The sequence below is a fragment of the Bradyrhizobium diazoefficiens USDA 110 genome (assembly GCF_000011365.1).
GTDB lineage: Bacteria > Pseudomonadota > Alphaproteobacteria > Rhizobiales > Xanthobacteraceae > Bradyrhizobium > Bradyrhizobium diazoefficiens.
The window spans coordinates 895,355-920,659 of sequence record NC_004463.1 but is presented as its reverse complement, the minus strand read 5'-3'; the positions used below and the strand labels follow the sequence as shown (position 1 = coordinate 920,659).

Genomic DNA, 25,305 nt, shown 5'->3' with positions numbered 1-25,305 from the left:
GTGATCGCGAGCTTCATCCGCCGCGCTCACGGCACGGGTTCGCCACACGATGTCCACGATCTGCCTGTGAGCGGCTTTAATCGGCAGCTTCGACGATCCGGATGTCGCGGTCCGCGCCGTCGCCGAGCAAATCATGGGCAGCCTGATAGGCTTCTCCTGATGCCTTTTGATCCGTTACTCGCTCCTGACCTCGCCGACCGAGAGCGCGCAGATGCGTGACAGATATGTGTAGGGCAGACCGGTCTCCTCGGCCCACGCGTTGAACTGCGCCTGCACTTTTGCGAGATCGCCCTTCGACTTCACCTCTTCGCCGATATCGAGGCCGGCACCGCGCAGGCAGGCCACGACATCCCTGGAGGTGACGAAACCGTCCCAGCCGACGAAGCGCAGCAGCATCTGGCCGGTATTGCCGCCGAGCCGGCTGCCGCGCTTGGTGAGGAGATCGAGCAGGCCGATTTCGTCGGACGACGGCCACTTCGCCAGAAACTTGCCGAAGCTGCCGTGCTCCTTTGCGATCGCCTGGACGAAGGCGGCGTTGTCGCGCACCGACATGATCTTGGCGCCGTTGCGCACGATGCGCGCATCGCGCAGCAGACCTTCCCAATAGTCTTCCGGCTGGAAGGTCAGCTTGGCCGGCTGGAAATGCAGGAAGGCCTCTTCAAAGCCGTCCCATTTCGAGTCGATCACGCTCCAGGCAAACCCTGCGCAAAACACCCGCCGGGTCATCTCGGCGAGGATGCGGTCGTCGCCGAGCTTGGCCAGACGCTTGAGGTCGGGCTTGTCGGGCATCAGCCTGTCCAGCGCCTTGGGGCCGCCCTTGCGCTTCTCGGCGCGGGCACGAATGGTCTTGAACGGGGTCATGCGGACACGAGCGATTGAGGATATGCCACGACAGCAGAATTCGATGGTCCGGTCCAGACCTGCGACGCCCGATGCCCTGCATGCCGCGATACGCCGCGGCATGCTCCGGCTCATTGGATTGACGCGAGGGGGCGGCCGTGCTGGTCTGCTTCTTGCTTTTTGCCGTTTTGGAATTCCCAGACAATTTCAATCGCGAACGGATTTCAAATGCGCTGCCTGGTCGTGGCTGACCTGCACTACGCGCTGCCGCAGTTCGACTGGCTGGTCAGCGCGGCGCCGCAATTCGACCTGGTGATCTTCGCCGGCGATGCGCTCGATATCGGCTCGATGGTGGATTTTCGCGCGCAGATCGTGGTGGTGAAGAAATACCTCGCGCTGCTTGCCGGGAAGACCCGCGTGATCATCTGCTCCGGCAATCACGACCTCGACGAGCGCAACGCGGAAGGCGAGAAGATCTCGCGCTGGATCTCGGAGGTGCGCGAGCTGGGGATCGCCTGCGACGGCGACAGCCTCACCATCGGCGACACCCTGTTCACGGTGTGCCCGTGGTGGGATGGACCGCTGGTCAAGCAGCGCATCGCCGAACAGCTCCGCGATGCCGCGGCGAGCCGGCCGCAGCGCTGGATCTGGGCGCATCATGCGCCGCCGGCGAATTCGCCGACGAGCTGGGGCGGCAAGCGCTTCTTCGGCGATGTCGAGGTGGTGCAGTGGATCATGCAGTATCAGCCGTCGATGGTGATCTCGGGACATGTGCATCAGTCGCCCTTCATCACCGACGGCTCGTGGTTCGACCGGCTGGGCCAGACCTGGGTCTTCAACGCGGGCCTGCAACCGGGCCGGCCGCCGACGCATATCGTGCTGGATCTCGATGCCAACAAGGCGTTCTGGCTGGCGGCGGGCGAGGCGCAATGGATCGATCTCGACGCGCCGCTGAAGCGGCCGGCGGCCTTGGTCGAGGCACCGCCGGACTGGCTTACATTCTTGGATCGGATTGCCGATCCGAGCCTGGCGAGACCTCAAGCGGCGGCAGGTTGATCATGCTCTGAAGCACTTCGCCGACCATGGCCAGATGCGTGCCGTGGCCGGCATATTGCCGCTTGAGATCGGCAAGATAGGTGTTGGCGACGTTGAGCCGCTGCGCCAGCATCTTCGCGATCAGCAGCGCCACCCCCGGCTCCTGCTTCAGGAACGAGGCGGCATCCTCGAACTCGTAGACGATTGCATCGGAGCAGGCCCTGACCGTCGCGGTGTGCGGCTGGCCCAGCAGCACCGACATTTCGCCCAGCACCGCGCCCGGCTCGGTGACGGTGGCGACCACCATCTCACCCTTGAGCACCTCGAGCTTGCCCTGCATCAGCACATAGAGATGGCCGCTGGTGCCGCCCTCAGTGACGACGACCGTACCGGCCGCAACCTGCCGCTCCGTTCCGCCGGTGCAATAATCCAGGACTGCGCGCATCGCCGAAAGCTCCCATCGCTGGGGATACCCATTGCCGGGATTACTAGAGCACGATCCGTGCCACGCGGCAATTCGACCTGCGTAGAGCTATCGCGACAGGTGCTTTGCGAGGTGAACCGACTGCCAGTCGCCGAGCCCGGTATCCCTGAACCCGGCCTTCTTCGCCAGGCCGCGCATTTCAGCATTCGTTCGCGCGGTTTCGCCGGCGATCATCTCGTGGCCGAGATCGATCGCGCGCGTCTCCATCGCCGTCATCATCTGGAGGCCAAGGCCCAGGCGCTGGAAGGCGTCGGCGACCGAGATGGCAAACTCGCCGTGCCGTGCGGCCGCATCGTAGGCGTAGTGCGTTTCGCCGATGATGTTGCGCTGCCCCTCCTGCCTGAACTCGGCCAGCAAGGTGAAGTGACCGGGACGGTCGGCCTTCGCCACGCATTCGGCCGCGACCACGGCGAGGTCGGCGCGCGCACCCATGAAACGCTTGTTGCGCGATGACGTGGACAGGCCGGCGAAATAGACCGACAGGTCCTCCACATCGGACGCACTGGCGGTCCTGATGCAGACCATCCCCTTCGCTTCGGCCAGTTCAACCGGCGCGACGACGGCCCCCGGAAACAACTGTAGCATGCGTGACGCTCTCGGCAGGTTGCGTGGACCGCACACCTAGCCGAGGCCGTGCACGCAGCGCTTGGACATCGCTGCCAATCATGCGGCTAAAAACGAACAGCTCGTCTCCCTGTGCCCCGCGTCACACACGGGAGGGTGAAAGCGTCGAAGCGGGCGCGATCGTCTTCAGGCCGCGGTCACGCGGCCTCTCGCCTCCCGACGCGGCGCTCCGGCCGCGTGGCTGTCATCGACTGCTCCTCGTCGTCCTGCGGAGCACCCCAGAACTCCCTGACCGAAGGCCCCCATTTCAATCGACGTGCACGCAAGAATTCCAGAATCTCGTGCGGCCAGACCCTGCGGCCCATCTGCGTGTACCAGCGCATGGCGTGGCGCAGGCCTGCGTCGCGCTGGAACAGCACCCGCCAGATCGCCTTTGGGCGACACTGCAACACCATTTCCGTGAACTTGAACCAGGCCAGCACGCGCCACGGCGCCATATGGCGCGTGGCGAGCACCTGATGCTTGTAGTCCCATCGCCGGCGATCGGGCTGGATCACGCGGCGCTCGGCCGCGAGACGGAAGTAAGGCGTCCAGCGATGCGGCGTGACGTAGAGCAGCTGAACCTGATCGGGATCGTAGGCAAGCAGCTGCTTCAAGCCGCGCCAGTGATCGCGATCGGTCTCCTCCTCGAACCCGACCACCCAGGTCGCCATCGACAGAATGCCGTGCTGCCGCAGCAGGCGGATGGCCTCACGGTCGACGGCCGTCGTCGCGCCCTTGCGGATCAACTCCAGGGTCCTTTCGTCGGTATTTTCAAGCCCGAGCAGGAAGCGCTGCCAGCCGGCCTTCTTGTAGAGATGCAGGATGTCGGCGTCGCGCACGATGTCGTCGGCGCGAGTCGAGCCAACCAGGATGAGGTCGACGTTCTCAGCGATCAGCGCTTCGAGGAACGCGCGCCAGACTTTCTTCGAGACGGTCGGGTTTTCGTCGGCGAAGTTGATGACCTTGACCCCCTGCTCGCGATGCAGGCGCGCAAGCTCCTTGGCGAAGCGGACCGGATCGCGGTGACGCCAGCGCGTCCAGAACCCGCGCTGGCCGCAATAGTTGCACAGATGCGGACAGCCGCGCGAGAACTGGACGACCACGGCGCGCAGGCCGCCCCAATAGCTGTAGCGCGCATGATCGATCAATTCCCAGCCGATGCGACAGGCGTCGAGGTTTGCGATCACCGGCGCCGGCTGCGTCGCGCGGGGACCTGAGACATCGCGGAACGCGATGCCGGCTATGTCGGCGAGATCGCGACCGTATTCCAGCGCGCGCATCAGGCGCCGCGCGGTCTCTTCACCTTCGCCGCGCACGATCGCGCTGACATAGGGTTCATCGTGCAGAATTTCGCGCCAATGGTAGGTCGGGAAGACGCCGCCGTAGACGATCAGCACGCGCGGCATGACCTTCACCAGGGCACAAGCAACCGCCGCGATCACGGGATGTCCGGAAGTCGAGCCGGAATGGCCGAACAGCACGGCATCCGGGGCGAAGCCCGTCGCTTCGCTGACGACCTCGGCGATCGACATGGGGCCGAATTCGGCGTCGATCAGCCGCACCGCATGGCCGTCGTCGATCAGCGGTCCGCCGATCGCGAGCAAACCCAGCGGCGGAAGATGATCATCGGGAATTCGGCTTCCGATCGAGGGATGAGGCACGTTGACAAGAAGAACACGCATGGACTTTCGCTCCCGCTTTGGTTGGCGTGATCGTCCGTCCCACTTCTATGAAGAAGCCCAATCCCCCGACTGAACCCGAAGACATTCGTGCGTGACTGCTGCGGAGACCCTTGCTCTGCCCCGCCTTGGCGTCATACCCGCGAGAGTGACGGCACCTCCTCGGGCATGATCGCCTGGAGGCCGCCGAAGCGCCGCTCACGGCCGTGGAACGCGGCGAGCGCCTCGGCGAGATCGCCCGCATCGAATTCCGGCCACATCCGCTCGGTGAAGTGCAGCTCGGCATAGGCGCCTTCCCACAGCAGGAAGTCCGACAGCCGCTTCTCGCCCGAGGTGCGGATGATGAGATCGACGTCGCGCAAACCGGCCTCGCCGGTGACGAGCTGCGAGAACGCTTCGCGGGTGAGGCTGGTCAGCGCCGCCGCCTTCGCCGCCGCGTTGAGGATGGCATCGCGCGCGGAATAATCGACGGCGATGCGCAGGTGAAGCGTGCTGCCGTGGGCGGTGGCCGCTTCGGCCCGCGCGATCGCATTCGCGATGCCGTCAGGCAGCCGGTCGCGGCGGCCGATCACGGTGAGACGCACCCCGTTCTTCACCAGGCTCTGCACCTCGTTGGCGAGATAGAAGCGCAGCAGGGTCATCAGCGCTGCGACCTCGGCCTTCGGCCTTCGCCAATTGTCGGTCGAGAACGCATAGAGCGTCAGCGTGCCGATGCCCTGCTTGGGCGCCGCCTCGACGATGCGGCGGATCGTCTCGACGCCGGCCTCGTGGCCGCGCAGCCGCGACAGGCCGCGCCGCGTCGCCCATCTGCCGTTGCCGTCCATGATGATGCCGACGTGAAGCTTCTCGCTGCGAGAGGTCATGTCACTTTGCATTGCAAAGTCTCCGGTCAAAAAAGGGGAGGATCAGGTCGAGATGATACCGAGACGGCCGAGCGGCGGCGCTTCGCGACCGGCGGCCTTGGCGGCGTCGCGCACCAGGCGCTCGAGCACGGCCAGATAGTCGAGGAAGCGGCGGCGGCCTGCCCTGGTCAGCCGGCATGTGGTGTGCGGGCGATTGCCCTCATAGCCCTTGGTTACCTCGACGAGGCCGGCCTCCTGCAGCACGGCGAGATGCCGGCTGAGATTGCCGTCGGTAAGGCCGCAGAGCTGCTTGAGGTCGGCGAACGCCAGCCCCTTCGGATGCGCCATCAGCGAGGTCAGAAGCCCGAGCCTCGCCTTCTCGTGGATGACGCGGTCGAGCCCTTCATAGGAAAAAGGCGCGCTGTCAGTCTTCGACATCATGATCTCCGGACGCAAAATACAGAATGCCCGCCATCACCGACTGGCCGATCACGAAAGGCAGGCCCATGGTCCACGGCGACAGCGTGTGGGTTTGGCTCGCGAGCACCACGACCGCGAAACCCGAAACGAAATACCAGGCGCCGGCGAGCGCGACGGTGCGCGGCAGCGAGCGAATGGAGGCGAAGATGCCGAGCGACACCAGGATCTGCCACAGACCCGGCAACAGCCACAGCGTCTCACTCGCGAACTTCCACATCACCACCGCAAGCAGCACGCCGGCGACGCCTGCCGGAAGGAACTGCTCGACCGCCTGGTGGATCATGGCGTCGGCAAGGCCGGAATGATGGCGGCGCGAACGCGCGCGCATCTCGATCCCGATCATCAGGCCGGAGACCACGGCGGCAATGAACCAGCCGAAGAAAAAGCCGAGCGGCTCTCCGGTGGGGTCGCCGAGCAGCCAGAATTGCAGGATTGCCGTGACCAGCGCGACACCGCCGGTCGCGACCATGGTTGCCGGGCCGTAGCCGCGGAACGCCGTGCCGGCCGCAATCTGGCTGCGGATCGCCACGATGTCGGCCAGTGCCTTGTCGAGATCGCGCATCGGCAACGCCAGAACCTCGCTCGACCCCGCTTGTCGGGATCCGTTACTTTGCATTGCAAAGTATATAGCATTGCAAAGTAAGCGCAAGCCCGAAGGCTGCCCCGAGGAAACACGCCCCAACCGAACAACTGCCGGTTGCACCAATGGGGACCGGCCGGATAAGACGAGCCAATAGCGTTCCGGGGGCGTGGAGATGTTCAAGACGACTGTTGTTGCGTGCGTGCTACAGATGGTCCTGGCCGGTGTGGCCCATGCGGCGGGGCCTTTCGGCACGATCCGCGTCGGCAACTGGAACGGTGGCGCCTATTCCAATGATTCGACCGGCGCGTTCTCTCACTGCGCCGCAAGCACACCTTACGCCAACGGCGTTACCTTGCTTGTTGGCCAGGATGCAAACAGCTCGTGGCTGCTCGGCTTTGCCAATCCGGCATTTCGCTTCAAGAAGGGTGAGAACCTCACGATCGACGTAACCTTCGACGGTCAGGCCGAGGTGAGACTCTTCGCGACCGCGTTTTCGGAGGTGATGGTCTCGGCAGTTCTGCCCACCAACGTCGCCCGCGCGCTCCAGAAGGCGAGTCTGATGGTGGCGGTGGCGAGAGGTACGCCCTTTCAGTTCAGCCTGACGTCGACTGCGCCTTTGGTGGCTGCGATTACCAATTGTGTGACCAGAGTCAAAGCCGACGGCCTGGATAAGGCCGGCGATTTTACAAAGATTGCCGCCAAGCCGCAGACCGCGCCGGACAAGCAGGCATCACCGGCAACCGGCGGCAAATCTGCTCGAACCAAGAGCGGCACCGGCTTCGTGGTCAGCGCCAACGGCCACGTCGTCACCAACAACCATGTGATCGACGGCTGCGTCGGCGACATCAAGGGCAACCTCACCGGCGAGGCCTCGATGGCGCTGCGCGTCGTGTCCAGCGATGCGAACAACGATCTCGCTTTGTTGCAGGCGCCGTCGACGGCGGCTTTCAAGGACTTTGCCCGTATCCGCGACCGCTCGATCCGCTCCGGCGATTCCGTCATCGCGATCGGCTTTCCTTACCATGGAATGCTGACCTCGGACTTCACCGTGACGACCGGTATCGTGAGCTCACTCAGCGGCATGCGCAACGACACGCGCTTCCTGCAGATCAGTGCGCCAGTGCAGCCCGGCAACAGCGGGGGCCCGCTGTTCGACGCCACCGGGCAGATCGTGGGCGTCGTTACCGGAAAGGTCGACGCGCTCCGCATCGCCGTAGCGACCGGCAACATTCCCGAGAACATCAACTTCGCCATCAAGACCGGCGTGCTGCGCGACTTCCTCGACAATTCCGTGGTGCCCTATCAGACCGCCGAGCCTAAGGCCGAGCTCAAGACCACCGACATCGCCGGCAACGCGCGGCCCTATACGATGCTGATCTCGTGCAACGCGACGGAGCAGGCCGACGCGAAGCGGTAGCCCTCACGAGCAAGGCAAGCTGCCGCGCCGACCACTGCTGTCATTCCCCGCGAAGGCGGGGAATCCAGTACGCTGCGGCCTCTCGTCTCTATCACTCCCCTCTCGGAGTACTGGATCGCCCGGTCAAGCCGGGCGATGACACCTTTGATGTGGGCAGGGCGTACCCGCCCCCCTCACCCGTGGCAGCACGCACCCTTCGTCGCCTGCGGCTCGTACTGGTCGCGCAGGCGCACCCAGTCCATCGGATAGGGCAGCCCCTCCTCGTGACGGCCGAGCGGGGTGAGGTCGAGGTACTGATAAGCGGCGTTCATCATGTCGAGGCCGCGGGCGAAGCAGGAATAGGTGTGGAAGATCTCACCGGCCTCGTTGCGGTAGAACACGCTGATGCCCGGCAGCTCCGGCCCGTAGATCTTCGTGGTGCCGAAATTGTACATCGGCTTGCCCGTGGCGATCTGCTCCGGCGAGAACGTCACGCCGTAATCCCGGTTGAAGTCGTTGCTTCCCGACGAGACCCAGTCGAAGGTCCACCCCATCGGCGCCTTGAAGTCCTCGAGCTTTGCGATCGGCGCCAGCGAGATTGCGACCGTCGCGGTATCGCGCGCGGCCAAATGCGGCACCATGCGATCAAGACCGTCGGCCCAGAACGAGCAGCTCTTGCAGGCCGCTTCCCAGTCGGGCGCGAACATCACGTGCTGGACGACGAGCTGCGGACGCCCCTTGAAGAGATCGCCGAGCGTCACCTTGCCGTTCGGTCCGTCGAACACGTAATCCTTGTCGACCTTGACCCAGGGCAGCGCGCGGCGCTCCTCGGCGAGGCGCTCGCGCGCCGCTGTGAGCTCCTTCTCATGCGCCATAAGGGTTTTGCGAGCCGCGATCCATTGCTCGCGCGAAACGATCTGATGGGGTTGCATGACGGTCTCCTCTGACAGAAATCAGGCGACGAAGGCATCGAGCTTGTCGAGGAACGAGCTCCAGCCCCGCCGATGGTTGTCGCGTGCGGCCTCGTCGAAGAACTGGGCGTGATGAAAGATCATCAGCGTGCCGGCGCTATCCGGCTTGAACGAGATCGTGACCAGCGATTCGCGCTCGGGCGTCGAGTGCCAGGCCCAGGTGAAGACCAAAAGCTCGTTCGGCACGACCTCGCGATAGGTGCCGCCGGCCTCGAAATATTCGCCGTCGTCGCTGACGAAGCTGATGCGGTAGCGACCGCCGCTGCGAACGTCGAGCTCGGCGGTCAGCGTCGCCGGTTTCATGTTCGGCGGCCCGAACCATTGCGCTAGCTGCGCGGCCTGCGTCCAGGCGGCGTAGACTTTTTCCGGCCGCGCGCGGAGCCGGCGCGTGAGCGTGAGGCTTGGACGTTCGCTTGGACGTTCTGCCGGGCGCTCGGCGCTGCGGGAATCGGCGTTGACGGCTGTGTTGGCCATGTCTCTTCCTCCACGAAGGCGGCAAGACGATCTAGATTGTCGGACCAGAACTGCGCGTAACGATTGAGCCAGTTCATCGCCTGCTCCATCGGCTGCGCGGTGAGCCGGCACGAGACCGTGCGACCGGTTTTCTCGCGCACGATCAGGCCTGCGTCCGTGAGCACATCGAGATGCTTCATGATCGCCGGCAGCGAGACCGGAAACGGCGCGGCCAGCTCGCTCACCGACAAGCTGTCCTGCTCGCCGAGGCGGGCGAGAAGCGCACGCCGCGTCGGGTCGGATAGCGCCGCAAAGGTCCGGTCCAGCGTCTCGTCCTGATACTTAACCATGTGGTTTAGTATAGACGTGAACGAGAAGGCGTCAAGCAGGAACCCGCGCGCCCGGATCTGCACAATCAGGTGATCAGGCAGACGTCAATGAGAGGCGCCGCTAGTATGGCGGAGCGTGCCGGGCTCGCGGAGCCGGCTGAGGTGGCGCTCGCGTGACCAAGGCGGGATTCTGACCGCAAAAGCCCTTGCGGCCTGAGGCGCTCAGCAGACACTGCTCCCGGGTTTGATAGGAGCAGTCGCCGGGATAGCCATATTCCGAATCCTGAATGCACCACGCATAGTCCGCCCGCGCCGGGCTGCCGCCGGCGAGCCACACAAGGACCATGGTGCCCAGCACGAATTGCGCCTTGCGCATGACCGACCTCCCATGTTCGCCGCGCGACATGCGACCTCACAGAGAGAAAGGCTCGCGGAGCCAGTTTATTCCGGAGCGATCACGCGAAAATGCGCCGCTGCGGGCTTCGCGATGACTTCGTGCGGCTAGTACGGCGCGACGGGCCGCGTGCGCCGGCGCGGCTGCGGTTGGCGCTGCGGCACCTGGCCATAGGCCATGAGCGGATTGGGGCCGCAGTACAATAGCCGGCCGGACACACTGGCCAGACACTGCTCGTAGGTGCTGTAGGCGCATTCGCCGGGATAATCATATTCGCCGCCCTGGGCGCACCAGGGATAGTCGCGCGCCGCGGCGGGCGTGACGGTGACGACACCGGCAAGGGCCGTCGCACCCAATGTCAGCAGGACCAGTTGCGTCTTGCGCATGTCCCAACTCCTCTCTTCACGGCGCCAGATACGGCGCCATACATCATCAGGTTTCGCCGGGCCGCTTTATTCCAGATCAACGAGACAACGCGCGCAAGAAAAAAAGCCCTGCCGAACGGCAGGGCTCCAATTCCGATCATCACAAGATCGCTACTCGACCTTCAGGCCGGCGAACTCGACGACCTTCTTCCACTTCTCGGTCTCGGCCTTGATCTCCTCGCCGAACGCCTCGGGGGTCTGCACCCGCGGCTCGCCGCCGAGCTCGACCAGACGCTTGGTCATGTCGGGCTCCTTCATCAGCGTGTTGATCTCATCGTTGAGCTTGGCGATGATTTCCTTCGGCGTGTTCTTCGGCGCCCCCATGCCGAACAGCGCGCTCGCCTCGTAGTCCTTCACGGTCTCGCCGATCGCCGGCACGTCGGGCAGTTGCGGCGAGCGCTGCGCGGTGGTGACGCCGATCGCACGCAGGCTGCCCGAACGGATGTGCTGGATGATCGAGGGCATGTTGTCGAAGATCACCTGCACCTGACCGCCGAGCATGTCGGTGATCGCGGGCGCCGCGCCGCGATAGGGCACGTGCTGCATCTTGCAGCCGGTCATCGCCATGAACATCTCGCCGGACAGGTGCACCGAGGTGCCGTTGCCTGACGAGGCCATGTTGACCTTGCCGGGATTGGCCTTCACGTATTCGATGAACTCGGCGACGGTCTTGGCCGGCACGTCCTTGTTCACGGTCATCACGTTCGGCACGCGCTGGAACGAGGCGACCGGCGCGATGTCGCGCACGAAGTTGAACTTCAGGTTGGTGTAGAGCGAGGCGTTGATGTAGTTGGCCGGATTGACCAGCTGCAGCGTGTAGCCGTCGGGCTCGGCATTGATCACGGATTCGGTGGCGATATTGTTGCCGGCGCCCGGCTTGTTCTCGATCACGAATTGCTGGCCGAGCTTTTCCGACAGCCGCTGGCCGATCAGCCGTGCCAGGATGTCGGTGGCACCGCCCGGCGGATAGCCGACCACCCATTTCACCGGGCGAGCCGGATAATCGGCGGCAAGGGCCTTCGACAGCGGGCTGGCTGCAAGAGGAGTGGCGGCAAGCAGGCCCAGCGCGGTACGGCGAGTGATCATTTCAAGGGTTCTCCCAACGTGTTGTTCTTGAAAGCCAGATATCTTGAAAGCGTCGTCGGCGGCGTTGTAACAAAGCCGGAAGCACGCGGAAAGTGCGCAACGCACATGGCGACGAAAGGATAAGGCATGCCGGTCAAGGTCGAGGCCCTCGATCACCTCGTGATCAACGTCGCCGACGTCGCGGTGACCGCGGAGTGGTACCGCAAGATTCTCGGCATGGAAGTCAAGGTGTTCGACCCCGGCGGCGGCAAAGCGCCGCGGACTTCCCTTCAATTCGGTAACCAGAAGATCAACGTCCGGCCGCGCGATGCCGACAAGGTCGAGTGGTTCACCGCCGATCACCAGACCGCCGGCAGCGAGGATCTGTGCTTCCTCACCTCCGCCGCGCCCGACGAGGTGGTGGCGCATTTGCAGGCACATGGCGTCGCGATCGAGGAGGGCCCGGTTCCCAAGCAGGGCGCCCGCGGCACGCTGCGCTCGGTCTATTGCAGGGATCCGGACGGCAGCCTGATCGAGATCTCGTCGTACGAAAACTAGACTCGTCATTCCGGGGCGATGCGAAGCATCGAACCCGGAATCTCGAGATTCCGGGTCTGGTCCTTCGGACCATCCCGGAATGACGAATGAGAGAACGAGCGCGCGGCCACTGCACAGCGCACACCGCCCCCGATTTGCTCCCCGCGCCGTCCGGTGGCAGGAAGACGCAATAATCAAAAGGCAGCCGCCATCAAGATGCAGGCTGCACGGGAGGACGCATGCCCAATCAACAGACCGCAGCCGGAATCGTGGGCCCGTTTGACGGGCTGGATGTGCCCTGGCTCCTGAAGATGCGCGCCGAGGTGCGCAGCTCACATCCGTTCCTGATCTGGGCGCCGTTCGACGCGCCGGCGCGGCACTGGAGCTATGGCGAGTTTCACGAGCGGGTCGGCGCGCTCGCGGCGGGGCTGGCGAAGCGCGGCGTCAGGCCGGGCGAATATGTGCTCATTCACCTGGACAATTGCATCGAGGCGCTGCTGGCCTGGTTTGCCTGCGTCGAGCTGGGCACCATCGCAGTGACCACAAACACGCGTTCGGCGCCGGCCGAGATGGAATATTTTGCGGATCATTGCGGCGCGGTTGCCGCCATCACGCAACCGTCCTACGCCGAGATCCTTGCAAAGCACTGCCGCAATCTGCGCTGGATCGCGGTGACCTCGCACGATGCGGGCGCGGCGCCGGCACAGCCCGTCGCGCACGGCGACAGCTTCGAGGCGCTGTTCGCCGACAGCGCCGACCGCCCGAGGCGCGTGGCCGATCCGCTCGCGCCGTGCAGCGTGCAATACACCTCCGGCACGACATCGCGGCCGAAGGCGGTGCTGTGGACCCACGCCAACGCGCTGTGGGGCGCCAAGGTCAACGCCGCGCATGAGGATCTGCACGCCGGCGACGTGCACCAGGCCTATCTGCCGCTGTTTCACACCAACGCGCTGGCCTACTCCATGCTGGCGACGCTTTGGGTCGGGGCGACCTGCGTGATTCAGCCGCGCTTCTCCGCAAGCCGGTTCTGGCGCGTCGCGCGCGAGCACGGCTCGACCTGGACCTCGACCATTCCCTTCTGCATGAAGGCGCTGCTCGAGCAGGAGATCCCGAAGGACCACAAATTCCGCCTGTGGGGCAGCGCCGTCAACGAGCCGCCGGCCTTTGCCGCGTTCGGCGTCAAGATCATCGGCTGGTGGGGCATGACCGAGACCATCACCCACGGCATCGTCGGCGAGGTCGATCAGCCCAACATCCCGATGTCGATCGGCCGCGCCGCGCCTGAGTACCAGATCCGGATCACCGACGATGACGGACGGCCGACCGAGGTCGGCGACACCGGCAATCTCTCGATCAAGGGCATCCGCGGCCTGTCGCTGTTCGCCGAATATCTCCACAACGAGAAAGCCACGCGCGAGAGCTTCGACGCGCACGGCTTCTTCCTCACCGGCGACCGCGTCGAGCGGCTGGCGAACGGCTTCATCAGGTTCGGCGACCGCGCCAAGGACATGCTGAAGGTCGGCGGCGAGAACGTCGCGGCCTCCGAGATCGAGCAGGTGATCGCGCTCGTCCCCGGCGTGCGCGAGGCGGCGGTGGTGGCGAAGAAGCACCCGATGCTGGACGAGGTGCCGGTCGTCTTCATCATCCCGCACGGCGGCGTCGCGGGCGCAGCGCCGGACCTGCATGACAGCGTGATGGCCGCCTGCCGCAAAGGCCTCGCCGACTTCAAGGTGCCGCGCGAGATCAGGCTGGTCGACGACATGCCGCGCTCGACGCTAGAGAAGGTGGCGAAGGCGGAGCTGAGGAAGATGGTGGGGTGACCACAGTCGTTCCGGGGCGGTGCAAAGCACCGAACCCGGAACCTCGAGATTCTCAGGTGCGCAACTGCGCACCATAGTTCGCGCTGCGCGCGCCCCGGAATGACTCGTCAAGAAGTCAAAACGACCCCAGCGCCACGGGCCTGAACGCCTGCAGCAGCTGCTGGTCGAGCTTGCCGCCCATGCCTTCCATCATCGTGAAGGCGCGGGAGTGGGTGAAGGGCATGCGGTAGGCGCGCTTCTCCACCAGGGCGGCGTAGATGTCGACGATCGTCGTCAGCCGCACGATGTCGCTGATCTGGTTCGACGACAGGCCGTTGGGATAACCGCTGCCGTCGAGGAATTCGTGGTGATGCAGCACGACGTCGAGCATCTCCGGCGGGAAGCCGCCCTGGGCTGCGAGCGCGTCATAGCCGCGGCGCGGATGCTGGCGGACCTCGTCCATCTCCTCGTCGGTGAGCTTGCCGGGCTTGTCGAGCAGCGCGGAAGGAACGAAGGCCTTGCCGACGTCGTGCAGCAGCGCGGCACGGGTCAGGCGGCGCTGGTCGTCCTCGCGCATGCCGAGATGCTGCGCGAAGGCGACGGCAAATCCGGTGACGAACAGGCAGTGGCGATAGCTGCCGACATGGTGGCAGCCGACCGTGGTGAGCCACTCGCGCAGCGAGGAGTGCTTCATCGCCTTCAGGATCTTGCTCTCGGCGGCGATGACGTCGTCGAAGGTCAGGGGCACGCCGAGCGGCAGCTTCTCGAACATCTTGGCGAGCACCGCGTGCGCCGCCTCGACGCCGCGGTTGAGTGTCTTGCCGCGATCGGTCGCGTCATAGGTGGCGGTGTCGGGAAACGCGGCGCGGATGCGCTGCAGGATCGCGTCGGCCTGAAGCGGCCGCGAGATCGTGTCGGTGGCGCCCAGCGCCCAGGCCTGCATGGTGCCGTGGTGCAGGGCATCGGCGAGCACGAACAGCCGCGGCATCGAACGATAGGCATCGCCGCGCAGCTTGTTGCGCACCCGCTGCACGCTCTCGGGCGAGCGCAGATTGATGTCGACCACGAGGCCGGAGAGATCGCGCGAGGGCTTCTCGGGGATGTCCTGGGTCGTCACCGTCGAGACGTCGCCGACCGCCTTCAGGATGCTGGCAAGCTCGGTGCTCTCGTCGCTCCGGTCAGAGGCGAGCAGAAGCCGGCGTTTGGCGGCGGGTTTCACTGAGGCGTTCATGGCTTCCCCAAGAGAACGGGAGTGTTTCGGGCGAAAGCCTAAGCCGGATCAGGTTCTCCGGCCCTTAAGAGGCGTGCTCAATGGAACCTTCCGGAATTGCGCGCAATTTTACGGATTTCTGTTCCCGAGACGGGAACTGCAAAACAGTCAAAAACAACCCCATGCACAGTAGAACGGCCATTGAAGATAAAGGGGAATTTGGGTCCCACTGTCATCACCCGCGAAGGCGGGTGATCCAGTATTCCAGAGGCAGCGTGAGGATACGGAAAGGCCGCGGCGTACTGGATGCCCCGCCTGCGCGGGGCATGACAGCGAATATGTGGATGCGGCGTTCCGCATAACAACAAATCCGCCGGAAGTTGCCCTCCGGCGGATGATCTCTGGCAGCCTTCGACCGGCTTACGCCTTCATTGCGCCCTTCACGGCCTCGGCCGTGATCGGCAGCGCGCGCACGCGGGCGCCGGAAGCATTGAAGATGGCGTTGCCGATGGCGGGGGCGATCACCGTCACCGCCGGCTCGCCGACGCCGGTGGCCTTCTCGCCATTGGCGATCACGGTGACCGCGACCTCGGGCATCTGGCTCATGCGCAAGGGCGTGTAGCTGTCGAAATTGGTCTGCTCGATGCCACCGCCCTTGAGCGTCGCCTTCTCGTACATCGCCAGCGACAGGCCCCACAGCGCCGCACCCTCGACTTGGGCGCGGATGTTGTCGGGATGCACCTGGGTGCCGACATCGGTTGCGACCGTGAGCTTCTTCACGGTCACCTCACCCGACGGCGCCACCGCGACATGGGCGACGCACGCCGTCCAGCTTGCGGTCGCGCGCTCCTGCGACGAGACGCAGGCGACGCCCATGCCCTCGCCTTTCGGCAGTTGCCTGGTGCCGTAGCCGGACAGTCCCATCGCGGCGAGCAGCGTGTTGCGCAGCCGCTGCGCGCCGCCGTCGTTCTTGCCGGCACCGTCGAGCAGCGAGATGCGGAACTGCGCGGGATCCTTGCCGGTCGCAGCCGCGATCTCGTCGATCATGCTTTCGACCGCCCAGAAGGTCCAGCCGGGCGCCACCGAGCGAAGCTGCCCGGACGGCGTCGCATTGTGCGCGAGCTCGTTCTTGATCGCGCGCACATAATGGTTGGGCACGGTGTAGAAGAAGTCGGCACCGTTCACCGTGAAGCTGTCGAGCGGCCCCTTCTTGTCGACCGATGGCGTCAGGAAATCGGGGATTCCCCAGCGCGCGGTCGGCCAGGCGGAGACGACGTCGTGGCTGAGCGCGATGAGCTTGCCGTCGCCGTCCACGCCGGCCTTCACCTTCTGGTAGGTGAGCGGACGCGAGAAATCCATCGTCATGTCGTTCTCGCGCGAATAGATCACCTTCACCGGCTTGCCGACCGCCTTTGCCGCCTGCACGGCCGGAATCATCATGTCGGCATCGAGACGCCGGCCGAAGCCGCCGCCCAGCCAATGCTGGTGCATCACCACGAACTTCGGATCGATCCCGGCCGCGCCCGCGGCGATCGCGCCGGAGCGCGTCGCGAACTGGTTGCCGGAATAGATGTGCAGGATGTCGCCCTTGAACTCCGCGGTGGCGTTCATCGGCTCCAGCGGCGCGTGGATGTTGATGCTGGTGGTGTACTCGGCCTCCACCACCTTGGCCGCCGAACCGAAGGCCGCATTGGGATCGCCGTCCTTGACGAAGAACTGGCCGGAATCCTCGAGGCCCTGGAGCCGCTTGGCCTCGTCGAGCAGCGACTGGCTCGACAGCTTGGCGTTCGGACCGCCGTCATAGGCGATCTTCAGCGCATCCGCCGCCTTGCGCGCGTTGGCATAGGTGCCGGCCACTGCGACCACCCAGCCGGAGGTGGTTCCGGTCTTGTCGTCGAGGATGATGGCCTTGATGAAGCCGGGCACCTTCTTTGCTTCGCTGTCGTCGACCGATTTCACCGTGGCGCCGAAGCGCACCGGCGGGGTCACCACCTTGCCGTAGACCATGCCCGGCAGCATCACGTCGATGCCGTACTTGGCGGTGCCGTTGGTCTTGGAGGGGATGTCGAGCTGCGGCACCGACACGCCGATCATGGTGTATTGATCCGGCGTCTTCAGCTTGATCGCCTTGAGCTCGTCCGGCGTGAAGGTCTTGGTCGCCTTGCCGCTCTTGACGATGTCGGCAAACGACATCTGCTTCTTCGACTTCGGATGCGAGACCATGGAGTCGCGCACCACCAGCTGGTCCTTGAAGTAGGGCGGCAGGCCCATGGCTGCGGCCGCCGCTTCCGTCAGCGCGATACGGCCGGCAGCGCCCGCCCGGCTCATCGCCTCGAAATTCATCATGGTTGACCAGCTGCCGCCGGTGATCTGCGCCCCCAGAACGGGATCGTTGAACTTCGGATCGTTGGAGGCGAGCTGCACTCGCATGTCGCTCCATTTCGCGCCCAGCTCCTCGCAGACGATCTGCGCCATGGTGGAGGCGATGTGCTGGCCCATGTCGGCCTTGCCGCAGGTCACGGTGACGAGACCGTCAGGCGAGATCGCATACCAGACGCTCGGCTCGAAGTTCGAAGGCGCAGCAAGCGCTTCGCCGACGCCCGGCACGCCGGCGTAGCCGAGCACGAGGCCGGTCGCGGCGGCGCCGACGAGGAAGGAGCGGCGACTGAGATCGGTCGTCCCGGGGGCGACGTTGTTCACGTGCTTATTCATGTGGGCCTCCGCTCATTGCCGGAGGCGGATGCAGTGCGCATCTCGGTTGCAGCACGCATGATTGCCTTCTGGATCCGCGAATAGGTCATGCAGCGGCAGAGATTGCCGTCCATGTGTGCGACGACCTCTTCCTTGGTCGGATTGGCATTCTTCGCGAGCAGCGAGGCTGCCTGCATGATCTGCCCGGACTGGCAGTAGCCGCATTGCGGAACCTGCTCGGCGATCCATGCCTTCTGGAGCGGATGATCGCCCTTGGCGGAGAGGCCTTCGATGGTGGTGATCTTCTTGCCGGCAACATCGCCGACCATGGTCTGGCACGAGCGCACGGCTTCGCCGTTGACGTGCACGGTGCAGGCACCGCACAGGCCGGCACCGCAGCCGAACTTGGTGCCGGTCATCTGCAATTGCTCGCGGATAGCCCAGAGGAGCGGCGTGTCGTTCGCCGCATCCACGGACAGACTCCGCCCGTTGATGGTGAGAGTTGGCATAGGCGTCTTCCCCTGCCGGTGCATGAAGCCGCTTACGGCGGCAACTTGTATTGGCGGACGCCCACCGGGCTGGCGTCGACCTTGATCGCAAGAATGATCGCGTTCCGCCGCAGAGGCAAATGCAATCTGGAATTGATCGAAGCCATCTCGGCCTTTGCATGTTGTGCGTTGCGAGAACGGAACTGACGCAGCGCGCATGATGCAAAGGAAAGCGGCAGACCTCGCGTCAAGCATGCATGCCATCGCCTTCAGGCGGTTTCTTCGAGGTAACCCGGCGGCTAGGATGGCCGCGACGAAACAAACAATAAAGGCGGGAGAAATGCCGAAGATCGATCGGGACGGCGTCGGAATCTATTACGAGGTCCATGGCGACGGGCCGCCGCTGCTGCTCACGCACGGCTACTCATCGACCTCAGCGATGTGGCGTGAGCAGGTCGACGCGCTGGCGAAGGACCACAAGCTTGTCTTGTGGGACATGCGCGGCCACGGCCAGTCCGACTATCCCGACGACCCCAAGGCTTATAGCGAAGCGCTCACCGTCGGCGACATGGCGGCGATCCTCGATGCCGTCGGCTCGAAGCGCGCCGTCATCGGCGGGCTGTCGCTCGGCGGCTACATGTCGCTCGCCTTCACGCGCGCTTATCCGCAACGCGTCCGCGCGCTGCTGATCATCGACACCGGCCCGGGCTTCAAGAAGGACGATGCGCGCGAGGCCTGGAACGCACGGGCGCTTGCCACCGCCGACAGGCTCGAGCGCGAAGGTCTCGACGTGCTGAAGGCGGCGACGCGCGAGCGCGCCTCCGCTAGTCATCGCAACGCCAGCGGGCTGGCGCTCGCCGCACGCGGCATGCTGACCCAGCGCGATGCGAAGGTGATCGAGCTACTTCCCGATATCACGGTGCCGTCGCTGATCGTGGTCGGCGCCGACGACACGCCGTTCCTGGCCGCATCCGACTACATGGCGGCCAAGATCCCCGGCGCACAAAAGGTCGTGATCCCCGCCGCCGGACACGCCGTCAACATCGATCAGCCCAAGGCTTTTGTTGACGCGGTCGTGCCTTTCCTGAAGAACTTGCCGCAATAGGCCGGCCGAACGAGGATTTGAGCCGATGAAGCAAGCGATGTTGGTTGCGGGCGTCGTGGCGACACTTTTCTCGGCGCCTGTTCAGGCCGAACCGTTTGGCACCGTGCCGCCGCGCCGGCCCTTCGTCGCGACCTTATCGAACAACACACCGCTCGCCTTCGGCATGGACGCCGAGCAATCCGCACGCGCTTTGGGGCAGCCGCTGCAATATGTGCGGGGACGTCCCGGCAACGAAATCTACCTCGCGCTTCGCAACATCGGCGGCAGCGGCTTGATCCCCTACCGCCACCGCCTGTTCCTGCAATTCCGCCACGGACGGCTGGCGGGATGGAAGGAGGACTACGGCGAGAACTGGATGTGGGAATAACTGTCACCCCTCATGGTGTGGAGCGCGGAACGCGCGTCTCGAACCATGCAGGCCCGCCTCTCGCAGCTCGGCCTCTATCCTTCGAGACGCGCGCGAAGGGCGCGCTCCTCAGGATGAGGGGAGAGAGCTGAGTTCGCAATAACAAAGAAGGACAACCCGCGTGGGACAAGACATCAGACTGACGGCCTCCGACAATTTCCAGCTGGGCGGCTATCGCGCCGATCCCGCAGGCAACCCGAAGGGCGCGGTGGTGGTGATCCAGGAGATATTCGGGGTCAATCATCACATCCGCTCGGTCTGCGATCGGCTGGCGAGCGAAGGCTATGTCGCGATCGCGCCGTCGATCTTCGACCGCACCTCGCCCAATTTCCAGTCGGGCTATACGCCCGACGAGATCGCCGAGGCGCGCAAGTTCGTCGCCAGTCCCGACTGGGCCGCGATGCTGCGCGACACCCAAGCCGCGATCGATGCGGTGAAGGGCGTCGGACCGGTCGGCATCATCGGCTTTTGCCTCGGCGGCAGCGTCGCCTTCGTCGCGGCGACGCGGCTGTCGGGCCTGAAGGCGGCGATCGGCTATTACGGCGGCGCGGTCGTGCGCTTTGCCGACGAGACGCCGAAGGTGCCGACGCAACTGCATTTCGGCGAGAAGGATGCCGGCATTCCCCTGACCGACGTCGAGACCGTCAAGGCGAAACGGCCGGACGTGGAGGTCTTCATCTATCCCGGCGCCCAGCACGGCTTTCATTGCGACGAGCGCGCCAGCTACGACAAGGCGAGTGCCGACATCGCCTGGCCACGCAGCATGGAATTCTTCGCGGAGCATTTGACGTAAGGCGCACATCTCTCATCCGTCATTCCGGGATGCGCCGCGAAGCGGTGCAGGCCCGGAATCCATCGGGCCGCAGAAAATGGTGGCGCGATGGATTCCGGGTTCGCGCTACGCGCGCCCCGGAATGACCAGAGGAGAGAGCGGGAATCGGGTGGCCGCACCTTGCCCCCCCGGCGATAGAGCTGGCCGATCAAGCCAACACACGCCGGGAGATCGTCATGCAGCAGATCAACACGAACCGCGTCATCCGCAATCCTTTCGGCACGATGGACGTCCCGGGTCCGGACGATTCTGACGTCATGAGCTACGCCGCGGCCGCCACGCTTTCCGGCGATGCAGCCGACGGCAATGCGGCGCATTGGGCAGACATTTCTTCGCGCGCCGATCCGCTTGAAGGCATCTGGGCAAGCCGCTGGAACGGCGGCGCTGATCCAACCATTGCCGGCGACACGCCGGAGACATGGAAGCGGGGCCGCGCCGACGTTCGCGTTGCGGGGAACCGGATCTATCTGCGTTTCGACTGGGACAATGGCCGCCGACACGGGCTGATCGATGCGGCGCGCGAGGGCGCGGATCGCCTGGTTGGCAAGTACATCAACCTGACCAACCCTGCGATCACGCGGCCGTGGGTCGGGCGCGTGGTCGATGCCGCGCGCATCGACGGATGTTTTCCGGAAGGGCGGCTGGATTTCAGGAGATAGGTCGCGAGGTCGACGACATCATCCCTGCCGTCATTCCGGGATGCGCCGCGCAGCGGTGCAGGCCCGGAATCCACCGTGCGTCAGAGATGGTGGAGAAATAGATTCCGGGCTCGCGCTACGCGCGCCCCGGAATGACGAGAGAGCTAGAACCAGCGCTCGCCGACGAACACGGTGTCGCCCGGTGCCAACGGCGTGCCGAGCGGAACCACGGCGCGCATCGAGCCGCCGGCTTCGGTGTGCGTGACGGTGACCACGTCGCGCTTGGCGCGGGGCGAGAAGCCGCCGGCGATGGCGACGGCGCTTTCGACCGTCATGTTCGGCACGTAGGGATATTGGCCGGGCGCCGAGACTTCGCCGAGAATGAAGAACGGGCGATAGGCCTCGATCTCGACGGCGACCGAGGGCTCACGGATGTAACCGTTGCGCAGGCGCGCGGCGATTTCACCGGCGAGGCCCGCCGTGGTGCGGCCACGGGCCGGCACCGCGCCGATCAGCGGCATGGTGATGGAGCCGCCGGCATCGATCGCGTAGCTGTTGGTGAGACCTTCCTGGCCATAGACCACGACGCGCAGCTTGTCGCCGGCATCGAGATGGTAGGAGGCGTCATAACGGACCGGCGCTCCCATCGGCGCGGCGTAGCCGACCGGCATCGGCGCAGGCGCGGAGGCAAAGGAGTTGCGCAGCGCGCCGATGGCGCCGCCACCGTCGGCGACGACAACCGGCTGCGGCGCGTTGTAGGGCTGGCCGTAGGCCATCGAATCGAGATCGGCGCGCGGCTGCATCACCGCGACGGGGCCGGCGGTCTGCATGCAGCCGCCAAGGGCAAGCGCGGCGGACGCTGCCAACATCGACCATCGAAACGCGCGTGCAACCGGCACCGGACCTATCCCTCGAAACGAGACGGCTCCAGTGATGCACCGGTTATGGTTAATAAAGCGTTGAGGGGGCTGGAGCGCCGCGAGCAACGGGCACACTGCGCTCCCTCTCCCGCTCTTGTCCGCCGAAGCCTTGGCGAAGGCGGATGCGGGGCGCGACGAGCTTCGCTCGCGCTGAGAGGGCTGGGGAGAGGGTGTCTCCACAACGGGACAGTCCCCCAGGGGATAGAGCCCTCACCCGGCGCGCGGGACGATGCTTCGCATCGCCCGGGCACGCCGACCTCTCCCGCAAGCGGGAGAGGTGCAGCGAGTCCGGAGCTGACTTACGCGCTCACACCGACGCCGATCGGGCAGGACACGCCGGTGCCGCCGAGGCCGCAATAGCCGGCGGGGTTCTTCGCCAGATATTGCTGATGGTAGTCCTCGGCGAAATAGAATGCGCCGGCGGGCGCGATCTCGGTGGTGATGGCACCGAGGCCCTTGGCCGCGAGCGCCTTCTGGTAGAGCGCCTTCGACTCGTCGGCCGCTTTCTTCTGCGCATCCGAGTAAGTGTAGATCGCGCTTCGGTACTGCGTGCCGACGTCGTTGCCCTGGCGCATGCCCTGCGTCGGGTTGTGGCTCTCCCAGAACGTCTTCAAGAGCTTCTCGTAGGAGACCTTCTTCGGATCGAACACGACCAGCACCACTTCGGTGTGGCCGGTGCGTCCCGAACAGGTCTCCTCATAGGTCGGATTCGGCGTGTGGCCGCCGGCATAGCCGACGGCGGTGGTGTAAACGCCATCGCCAAGCTCCCAGAACTTGCGCTCGGCGCCCCAGAAGCAGCCGAGCCCGAACACCGCCTGCTCGAGGCCGGCGGGATAAGGCGGCTGCAACTTGCTACCGTTGACGAAATGGGTGCTCGCGGTCGGGATGGCTTGCGCACGGCCCGGCAGCGCCTCAGTTGCGCTCGGCAATGCGGTGGTCTTGCGCATGAACAGCATGGTCGGATCTCCGAAGAACGAGCTGTCCGTCGCTTGTGCCGACTCGAAAAGCCAGGCGCTCAGGCGGCGTGCTCGCGATCAGGTGGGAATATAGGCGTTTACGCGCGAAGGGGCAGCCTTGTTACGCGGCGCCGCGCGCGGGACTCAGTCCCGGGAATAGCCGATCAGCGGCTTGCGCGGGCGGAACAGGATCATCAGGAGGATGCCCAGGATGCCGAGGACGGCAAACACCGGCTGATCCAGCACAAGGCGGATCACCGAGGTCCAGAGCCAGGGCGCCTTGGCCTCGACCCAGGTCCGGAACGCCGACTGGCTGGCCTGATTGATGTCGTTCCAGAACTGGCCGAACCGGGTGAACTTGAGGGTCTGGTCGGCCACCCAGCGGGCGCCGTCATAGACCATGAAGATGAACCCGCCGGCGAGCAGCAACAGCCCAATCAGTCGGAAAAAGCCGCGGATCATGCCTCACCTTATATGGTCGTCCGGTCGGAGGACCCAAAGAAACGCCGCCAGCCAATAGCCGGGCGACGGCAGAAATTCAACCTCTTCAGGGCGTTACGGCACCCATTCAGGCCGCCAGAGCCGGTTTTCCGGGTCTTGAAAGCGTTGACGGTGCCAAAGACCCTCTCTATAAGGGCGCCAACTGGCGGCGGGCGCAATCCTGCCGCCGCTGTTCTTTGAGCAGTTGCAGGCTCTTTGAGGCCTCATGTTCCGGGAACAGCCTTGAACCGAACACCCTAAATCCGAGCGTCGATTACGCGGTCAAGCAAGCCGGCGCTACCCGACCAAGACGCGACCGGTACCCGCAAAGGACATTGAGACCATGGCCAATACCACCTCCGCCAAGAAAGCGACGCGCAAGATCGCCCGCCGCACCGCCGTCAACAAGTCGCGCCGCACCCAGATGCGTGGCGCCGTGCGCAACGTCGAGGAAGCCATCAAGACCGGCGACCGCGCCGCCGCCGTGAAGGCGCTGGCGAATGCCGAGCCCGCCTTGATGCGCGCCGCGCAGCGCAACATCATTCACAAGAACAATGCCAGCCGCAAAGTCTCGCGGCTCACCGCGCAGATCGCCAAGCTCGCCAAGTAAGTTGGCGAAGCAAGTTCGCTGACCAGGCTCGCCAAGCGACTGGTTGCAATCATCCGATCGGTTGATCCGCTCGACATCACGTTCGTCAATCAGCCCGGCCTCGCGCCGGGCTTTTTGCTGCCTGTCATATTCACGCAAGCAGTCACGCGCCAATCCTCGATTGGAGGATTTGCATCTCCGCACTATGATGCGTTCCGCAATTTTACCTCCAGCCTCGTTGCGGGTGATATTGCAACAGCGGAAACTTTCGCTGCGCTGCGCTGCGAAAAACCCTTGCGAGGCGGGCCCAACTCGCACCTGCACGCGCGCCAGGTTCTGCACACCGTAGTTTCACCGGGACACATCGTGCGATGGAGTTACCCTGTGAAACGAGACTCAAAAAACGGTGTCTCGCTAATCACTTATCGACATAGCGATCGCAAGCATTTGAAAAATTCGTCTGCACGTCGCGCGCGTGACGATTCTGTAAAAAATTTTTGGCTGTGACGAGGATTTGTCACATGACGCGGCGCATTTTCGATTCTGTGCACGAATCCAAAAACTTGGTCACGAGCCTGTGCACAAGTCGCGCGCGGCGTTAACGCTGGTCAAGTTTTTTGATGCATCGAGTGTGAATCAATTTCGTTGCGAGTCTTTCCGCTTAGTGTATTCCTTAAGTCGTTCGCGGCGCCCACGATCTTGAGACCAGCGCGGTTTTGGAAACGGGGCGAGCGTGCAAATCGGCGGCGGTGTGCACGTTGGCGACGCTTCAACAAGCGATTGTCGGTTCAAAACCCATAGCAACATGGGAATGGTAGCTCTTTGTCTGAATGTCTCCAAGCGAGATCCAAGCGCAAACGAGAGACATCTTGAGACTACCCCGACACGCGTGATTGGCGAAGCCGGGCGAACGAACAGTGCAGACGGGCAGGACATCGGCGACTTTAGCCGCGGATGTCTTCAGGACACGCAGGACCTTGCCGTGAGCAATCACGGCAGGACGGGGAGGTATCATGTCTTACGGACAGAACGCGGTATTGAAACAGGTTTCCCATTCCAACGATGCCGTTTT

At 64.6% G+C, this 25,305-nt stretch carries 27 protein-coding genes and 1 pseudogene; 9 read left to right on the top strand and 19 right to left on the bottom strand.

Annotated features, from left to right (window positions below):
* Positions 1-174: 174 nt before the first annotated feature.
* On the bottom strand, positions 175-861 hold the full coding sequence (locus BJA_RS04330) for a DNA-3-methyladenine glycosylase I (RefSeq protein ID WP_038965176.1): 687 nt from the start codon (positions 859-861) through the stop codon (positions 175-177).
* Between the two features lie 207 nt (positions 862-1,068).
* On the opposite strand from BJA_RS04330, the gene BJA_RS04325 reads away from it, so the two are divergent.
* The gene (locus tag BJA_RS04325) at positions 1,069-1,896 is read left to right on the top strand and encodes a metallophosphoesterase family protein (protein WP_011083678.1); all 828 of its coding nucleotides are present in this window, start codon (positions 1,069-1,071) and stop codon (positions 1,894-1,896) included.
* Here BJA_RS04325 and BJA_RS04320 read toward each other — a convergent pair.
* The 6 genes from BJA_RS04320 to BJA_RS04295 all read right to left on the bottom strand — a co-directional run bounded on the left by BJA_RS04320 (position 1,835) and on the right by BJA_RS04295 (position 6,528).
* Complete coding sequence (locus BJA_RS04320) at positions 1,835-2,320, bottom strand: Crp/Fnr family transcriptional regulator (protein ID WP_011083677.1); 486 nt, start codon at positions 2,318-2,320, stop codon at positions 1,835-1,837. The two genes, BJA_RS04325 and BJA_RS04320, sit on opposite strands and share 62 nt — an antisense overlap.
* Positions 2,321-2,407: 87 nt before the next feature.
* On the bottom strand, positions 2,408-2,944 hold the full coding sequence (locus BJA_RS04315) for a GNAT family N-acetyltransferase (RefSeq protein ID WP_038965175.1): 537 nt from the start codon (positions 2,942-2,944) through the stop codon (positions 2,408-2,410).
* Between the two features lie 176 nt (positions 2,945-3,120).
* Positions 3,121-4,647 carry a magnesium-protoporphyrin IX monomethyl ester anaerobic oxidative cyclase gene (gene bchE / locus BJA_RS04310; protein WP_011083675.1) on the bottom strand — a complete coding sequence of 509 codons (1,527 nt, stop codon included), beginning with the start codon at positions 4,645-4,647 and terminating at the stop codon, positions 3,121-3,123.
* A gap of 131 nt (positions 4,648-4,778) precedes the next feature.
* Positions 4,779-5,519, bottom strand: coding sequence for a di-trans,poly-cis-decaprenylcistransferase (locus BJA_RS04305; RefSeq protein WP_011083674.1), 741 nt, complete (start codon positions 5,517-5,519; stop codon positions 4,779-4,781).
* Between the two features lie 30 nt (positions 5,520-5,549).
* Positions 5,550-5,924 carry a winged helix-turn-helix domain-containing protein gene (locus tag BJA_RS04300; protein WP_038965183.1) on the bottom strand — a complete coding sequence of 125 codons (375 nt, stop codon included), beginning with the start codon at positions 5,922-5,924 and terminating at the stop codon, positions 5,550-5,552.
* On the bottom strand, positions 5,911-6,528 hold the full coding sequence (locus BJA_RS04295) for a hypothetical protein (RefSeq protein ID WP_038965182.1): 618 nt from the start codon (positions 6,526-6,528) through the stop codon (positions 5,911-5,913). Before BJA_RS04295 ends, BJA_RS04300 begins: the two co-directional genes overlap by 14 nt.
* 193 nt (positions 6,529-6,721) lie before the next feature.
* Here BJA_RS04295 and BJA_RS04290 point away from each other — a divergent pair, with 193 nt between their 5' ends.
* Positions 6,722-7,966, top strand: a complete 1,245-nt coding sequence (locus BJA_RS04290) for a S1C family serine protease (protein ID WP_038965174.1) — start codon at positions 6,722-6,724, stop codon at positions 7,964-7,966.
* Positions 7,967-8,139: 173 nt separating this feature from the next.
* On the opposite strand, the gene BJA_RS04285 is transcribed toward BJA_RS04290, so the two are convergent.
* The 6 genes and pseudogenes from BJA_RS04285 to BJA_RS04260 form a co-directional block, all read right to left on the bottom strand.
* Entirely contained in the window at positions 8,140-8,877 is a 738-nt protein-coding gene (locus BJA_RS04285; RefSeq protein WP_011083670.1) for a DUF899 domain-containing protein, read from the bottom strand.
* Positions 8,878-8,898: 21 nt separating this feature from the next.
* Positions 8,899-9,231: pseudogene (locus tag BJA_RS04280) on the bottom strand (SRPBCC family protein); the annotation flags it as partial.
* A gap of 11 nt (positions 9,232-9,242) precedes the next feature.
* Complete coding sequence (locus BJA_RS04275; RefSeq protein ID WP_011083668.1) at positions 9,243-9,782, bottom strand: ArsR/SmtB family transcription factor; 540 nt, start codon at positions 9,780-9,782, stop codon at positions 9,243-9,245.
* A 37-nt stretch (positions 9,783-9,819) separates the two neighbouring features.
* Positions 9,820-10,074 carry a DUF3551 domain-containing protein gene (locus tag BJA_RS04270; RefSeq protein WP_082757162.1) on the bottom strand — a complete coding sequence of 85 codons (255 nt, stop codon included), beginning with the start codon at positions 10,072-10,074 and terminating at the stop codon, positions 9,820-9,822.
* Positions 10,075-10,199: 125 nt separating this feature from the next.
* Positions 10,200-10,478 carry a DUF3551 domain-containing protein gene (locus BJA_RS04265; RefSeq protein WP_028172563.1) on the bottom strand — a complete coding sequence of 93 codons (279 nt, stop codon included), beginning with the start codon at positions 10,476-10,478 and terminating at the stop codon, positions 10,200-10,202.
* A 150-nt stretch (positions 10,479-10,628) separates the two neighbouring features.
* The gene (locus BJA_RS04260) at positions 10,629-11,603 is read right to left on the bottom strand and encodes a Bug family tripartite tricarboxylate transporter substrate binding protein (protein ID WP_011083667.1); all 975 of its coding nucleotides are present in this window, start codon (positions 11,601-11,603) and stop codon (positions 10,629-10,631) included.
* Positions 11,604-11,729: 126 nt separating this feature from the next.
* Between BJA_RS04260 and BJA_RS04255 the strand changes: the two genes are divergently transcribed.
* Together BJA_RS04255 and BJA_RS04250 are read left to right on the top strand one after the other, a co-directional pair.
* Positions 11,730-12,140, top strand: a complete 411-nt coding sequence (locus BJA_RS04255) for a VOC family protein (protein ID WP_011083666.1) — start codon at positions 11,730-11,732, stop codon at positions 12,138-12,140.
* A gap of 218 nt (positions 12,141-12,358) precedes the next feature.
* Complete coding sequence (locus BJA_RS04250) at positions 12,359-13,939, top strand: ATP-dependent acyl-CoA ligase (protein WP_011083665.1); 1,581 nt, start codon at positions 12,359-12,361, stop codon at positions 13,937-13,939.
* Between the two features lie 115 nt (positions 13,940-14,054).
* On the opposite strand, the gene BJA_RS04245 is transcribed toward BJA_RS04250, so the two are convergent.
* The 3 genes from BJA_RS04245 to BJA_RS04235 form a co-directional block, all read right to left on the bottom strand.
* Positions 14,055-15,149: an HD-GYP domain-containing protein gene (locus tag BJA_RS04245; protein ID WP_011083664.1), complete on the bottom strand. Its 1,095-nt coding sequence runs from the start codon at positions 15,147-15,149 to the stop codon at positions 14,055-14,057.
* Between the two features lie 399 nt (positions 15,150-15,548).
* Positions 15,549-17,840 (bottom strand): xanthine dehydrogenase family protein molybdopterin-binding subunit, encoded by a 2,292-nt coding sequence (locus tag BJA_RS04240; protein ID WP_011083663.1) that lies wholly within the window; start codon positions 17,838-17,840, stop codon positions 15,549-15,551.
* Complete coding sequence (locus tag BJA_RS04235) at positions 17,837-18,328, bottom strand: (2Fe-2S)-binding protein (protein WP_038965172.1); 492 nt, start codon at positions 18,326-18,328, stop codon at positions 17,837-17,839. The genes BJA_RS04240 and BJA_RS04235 overlap by 4 nt, the downstream gene beginning before the upstream one ends.
* 319 nt (positions 18,329-18,647) lie before the next feature.
* Between BJA_RS04235 and BJA_RS04230 the strand changes: the two genes are divergently transcribed.
* The 4 genes from BJA_RS04230 to BJA_RS04215 all read left to right on the top strand — a co-directional run bounded on the left by BJA_RS04230 (position 18,648) and on the right by BJA_RS04215 (position 21,309).
* The gene (locus BJA_RS04230; RefSeq protein WP_011083661.1) at positions 18,648-19,412 is read left to right on the top strand and encodes an alpha/beta fold hydrolase; all 765 of its coding nucleotides are present in this window, start codon (positions 18,648-18,650) and stop codon (positions 19,410-19,412) included.
* Between the two features lie 25 nt (positions 19,413-19,437).
* The gene (locus BJA_RS04225; RefSeq protein ID WP_011083660.1) at positions 19,438-19,779 is read left to right on the top strand and encodes a hypothetical protein; all 342 of its coding nucleotides are present in this window, start codon (positions 19,438-19,440) and stop codon (positions 19,777-19,779) included.
* Positions 19,780-19,939: 160 nt separating this feature from the next.
* Positions 19,940-20,611, top strand: coding sequence for a dienelactone hydrolase family protein (locus BJA_RS04220; RefSeq protein WP_011083659.1), 672 nt, complete (start codon positions 19,940-19,942; stop codon positions 20,609-20,611).
* 215 nt (positions 20,612-20,826) lie between these two features.
* Complete coding sequence (locus BJA_RS04215; protein WP_011083658.1) at positions 20,827-21,309, top strand: hypothetical protein; 483 nt, start codon at positions 20,827-20,829, stop codon at positions 21,307-21,309.
* Between the two features lie 143 nt (positions 21,310-21,452).
* Here the strand turns inward: BJA_RS04215 and BJA_RS04210 are convergent, their stop codons facing one another.
* From BJA_RS04210 to BJA_RS04200, 3 genes are all read right to left on the bottom strand, one after another.
* Complete coding sequence (locus tag BJA_RS04210) at positions 21,453-22,157, bottom strand: polysaccharide biosynthesis/export family protein (protein ID WP_231166607.1); 705 nt, start codon at positions 22,155-22,157, stop codon at positions 21,453-21,455.
* Positions 22,158-22,507: 350 nt separating this feature from the next.
* Entirely contained in the window at positions 22,508-23,164 is a 657-nt protein-coding gene (gene msrA / locus BJA_RS04205) for a peptide-methionine (S)-S-oxide reductase MsrA (protein ID WP_011083656.1), read from the bottom strand.
* A 144-nt stretch (positions 23,165-23,308) separates the two neighbouring features.
* Positions 23,309-23,626, bottom strand: a complete 318-nt coding sequence (locus BJA_RS04200) for a hypothetical protein (protein WP_011083655.1) — start codon at positions 23,624-23,626, stop codon at positions 23,309-23,311.
* A 361-nt stretch (positions 23,627-23,987) separates the two neighbouring features.
* Between BJA_RS04200 and rpsT the strand changes: the two genes are divergently transcribed.
* Positions 23,988-24,254, top strand: a complete 267-nt coding sequence (gene rpsT / locus BJA_RS04195) for a 30S ribosomal protein S20 (protein ID WP_011083654.1) — start codon at positions 23,988-23,990, stop codon at positions 24,252-24,254.
* Positions 24,255-25,305 lie beyond the last annotated feature (1,051 nt).

Coding starts and splice junctions, on each gene's coding strand:
- BJA_RS04330 (WP_038965176.1), bottom strand. CDS start 861: ATGACCCCGTTCAAGACCATTCGTGCCCGCGCCGAGAAGCGCAAGGGC.
- BJA_RS04325 (WP_011083678.1), top strand. CDS start 1,069: ATGCGCTGCCTGGTCGTGGCTGACCTGCACTACGCGCTGCCGCAGTTC.
- BJA_RS04320 (WP_011083677.1), bottom strand. CDS start 2,320: ATGCGCGCAGTCCTGGATTATTGCACCGGCGGAACGGAGCGGCAGGTT.
- BJA_RS04315 (WP_038965175.1), bottom strand. CDS start 2,944: ATGCTACAGTTGTTTCCGGGGGCCGTCGTCGCGCCGGTTGAACTGGCC.
- bchE (WP_011083675.1), bottom strand. CDS start 4,647: ATGCGTGTTCTTCTTGTCAACGTGCCTCATCCCTCGATCGGAAGCCGA.
- BJA_RS04305 (WP_011083674.1), bottom strand. CDS start 5,519: ATGCAAAGTGACATGACCTCTCGCAGCGAGAAGCTTCACGTCGGCATC.
- BJA_RS04300 (WP_038965183.1), bottom strand. CDS start 5,924: ATGTCGAAGACTGACAGCGCGCCTTTTTCCTATGAAGGGCTCGACCGC.
- BJA_RS04295 (WP_038965182.1), bottom strand. CDS start 6,528: ATGCGCGATCTCGACAAGGCACTGGCCGACATCGTGGCGATCCGCAGC.
- BJA_RS04290 (WP_038965174.1), top strand. CDS start 6,722: ATGTTCAAGACGACTGTTGTTGCGTGCGTGCTACAGATGGTCCTGGCC.
- BJA_RS04285 (WP_011083670.1), bottom strand. CDS start 8,877: ATGCAACCCCATCAGATCGTTTCGCGCGAGCAATGGATCGCGGCTCGC.
- BJA_RS04270 (WP_082757162.1), bottom strand. CDS start 10,074: ATGCGCAAGGCGCAATTCGTGCTGGGCACCATGGTCCTTGTGTGGCTC.
- BJA_RS04265 (WP_028172563.1), bottom strand. CDS start 10,478: ATGCGCAAGACGCAACTGGTCCTGCTGACATTGGGTGCGACGGCCCTT.
- BJA_RS04260 (WP_011083667.1), bottom strand. CDS start 11,603: ATGATCACTCGCCGTACCGCGCTGGGCCTGCTTGCCGCCACTCCTCTT.
- BJA_RS04255 (WP_011083666.1), top strand. CDS start 11,730: ATGCCGGTCAAGGTCGAGGCCCTCGATCACCTCGTGATCAACGTCGCC.
- BJA_RS04250 (WP_011083665.1), top strand. CDS start 12,359: ATGCCCAATCAACAGACCGCAGCCGGAATCGTGGGCCCGTTTGACGGG.
- BJA_RS04245 (WP_011083664.1), bottom strand. CDS start 15,149: ATGAACGCCTCAGTGAAACCCGCCGCCAAACGCCGGCTTCTGCTCGCC.
- BJA_RS04240 (WP_011083663.1), bottom strand. CDS start 17,840: ATGAATAAGCACGTGAACAACGTCGCCCCCGGGACGACCGATCTCAGT.
- BJA_RS04235 (WP_038965172.1), bottom strand. CDS start 18,328: ATGCCAACTCTCACCATCAACGGGCGGAGTCTGTCCGTGGATGCGGCG.
- BJA_RS04230 (WP_011083661.1), top strand. CDS start 18,648: ATGCCGAAGATCGATCGGGACGGCGTCGGAATCTATTACGAGGTCCAT.
- BJA_RS04225 (WP_011083660.1), top strand. CDS start 19,438: ATGAAGCAAGCGATGTTGGTTGCGGGCGTCGTGGCGACACTTTTCTCG.
- BJA_RS04215 (WP_011083658.1), top strand. CDS start 20,827: ATGCAGCAGATCAACACGAACCGCGTCATCCGCAATCCTTTCGGCACG.
- BJA_RS04210 (WP_231166607.1), bottom strand. CDS start 22,157: ATGTTGGCAGCGTCCGCCGCGCTTGCCCTTGGCGGCTGCATGCAGACC.
- msrA (WP_011083656.1), bottom strand. CDS start 23,164: ATGCTGTTCATGCGCAAGACCACCGCATTGCCGAGCGCAACTGAGGCG.
- BJA_RS04200 (WP_011083655.1), bottom strand. CDS start 23,626: ATGATCCGCGGCTTTTTCCGACTGATTGGGCTGTTGCTGCTCGCCGGC.
- rpsT (WP_011083654.1), top strand. CDS start 23,988: ATGGCCAATACCACCTCCGCCAAGAAAGCGACGCGCAAGATCGCCCGC.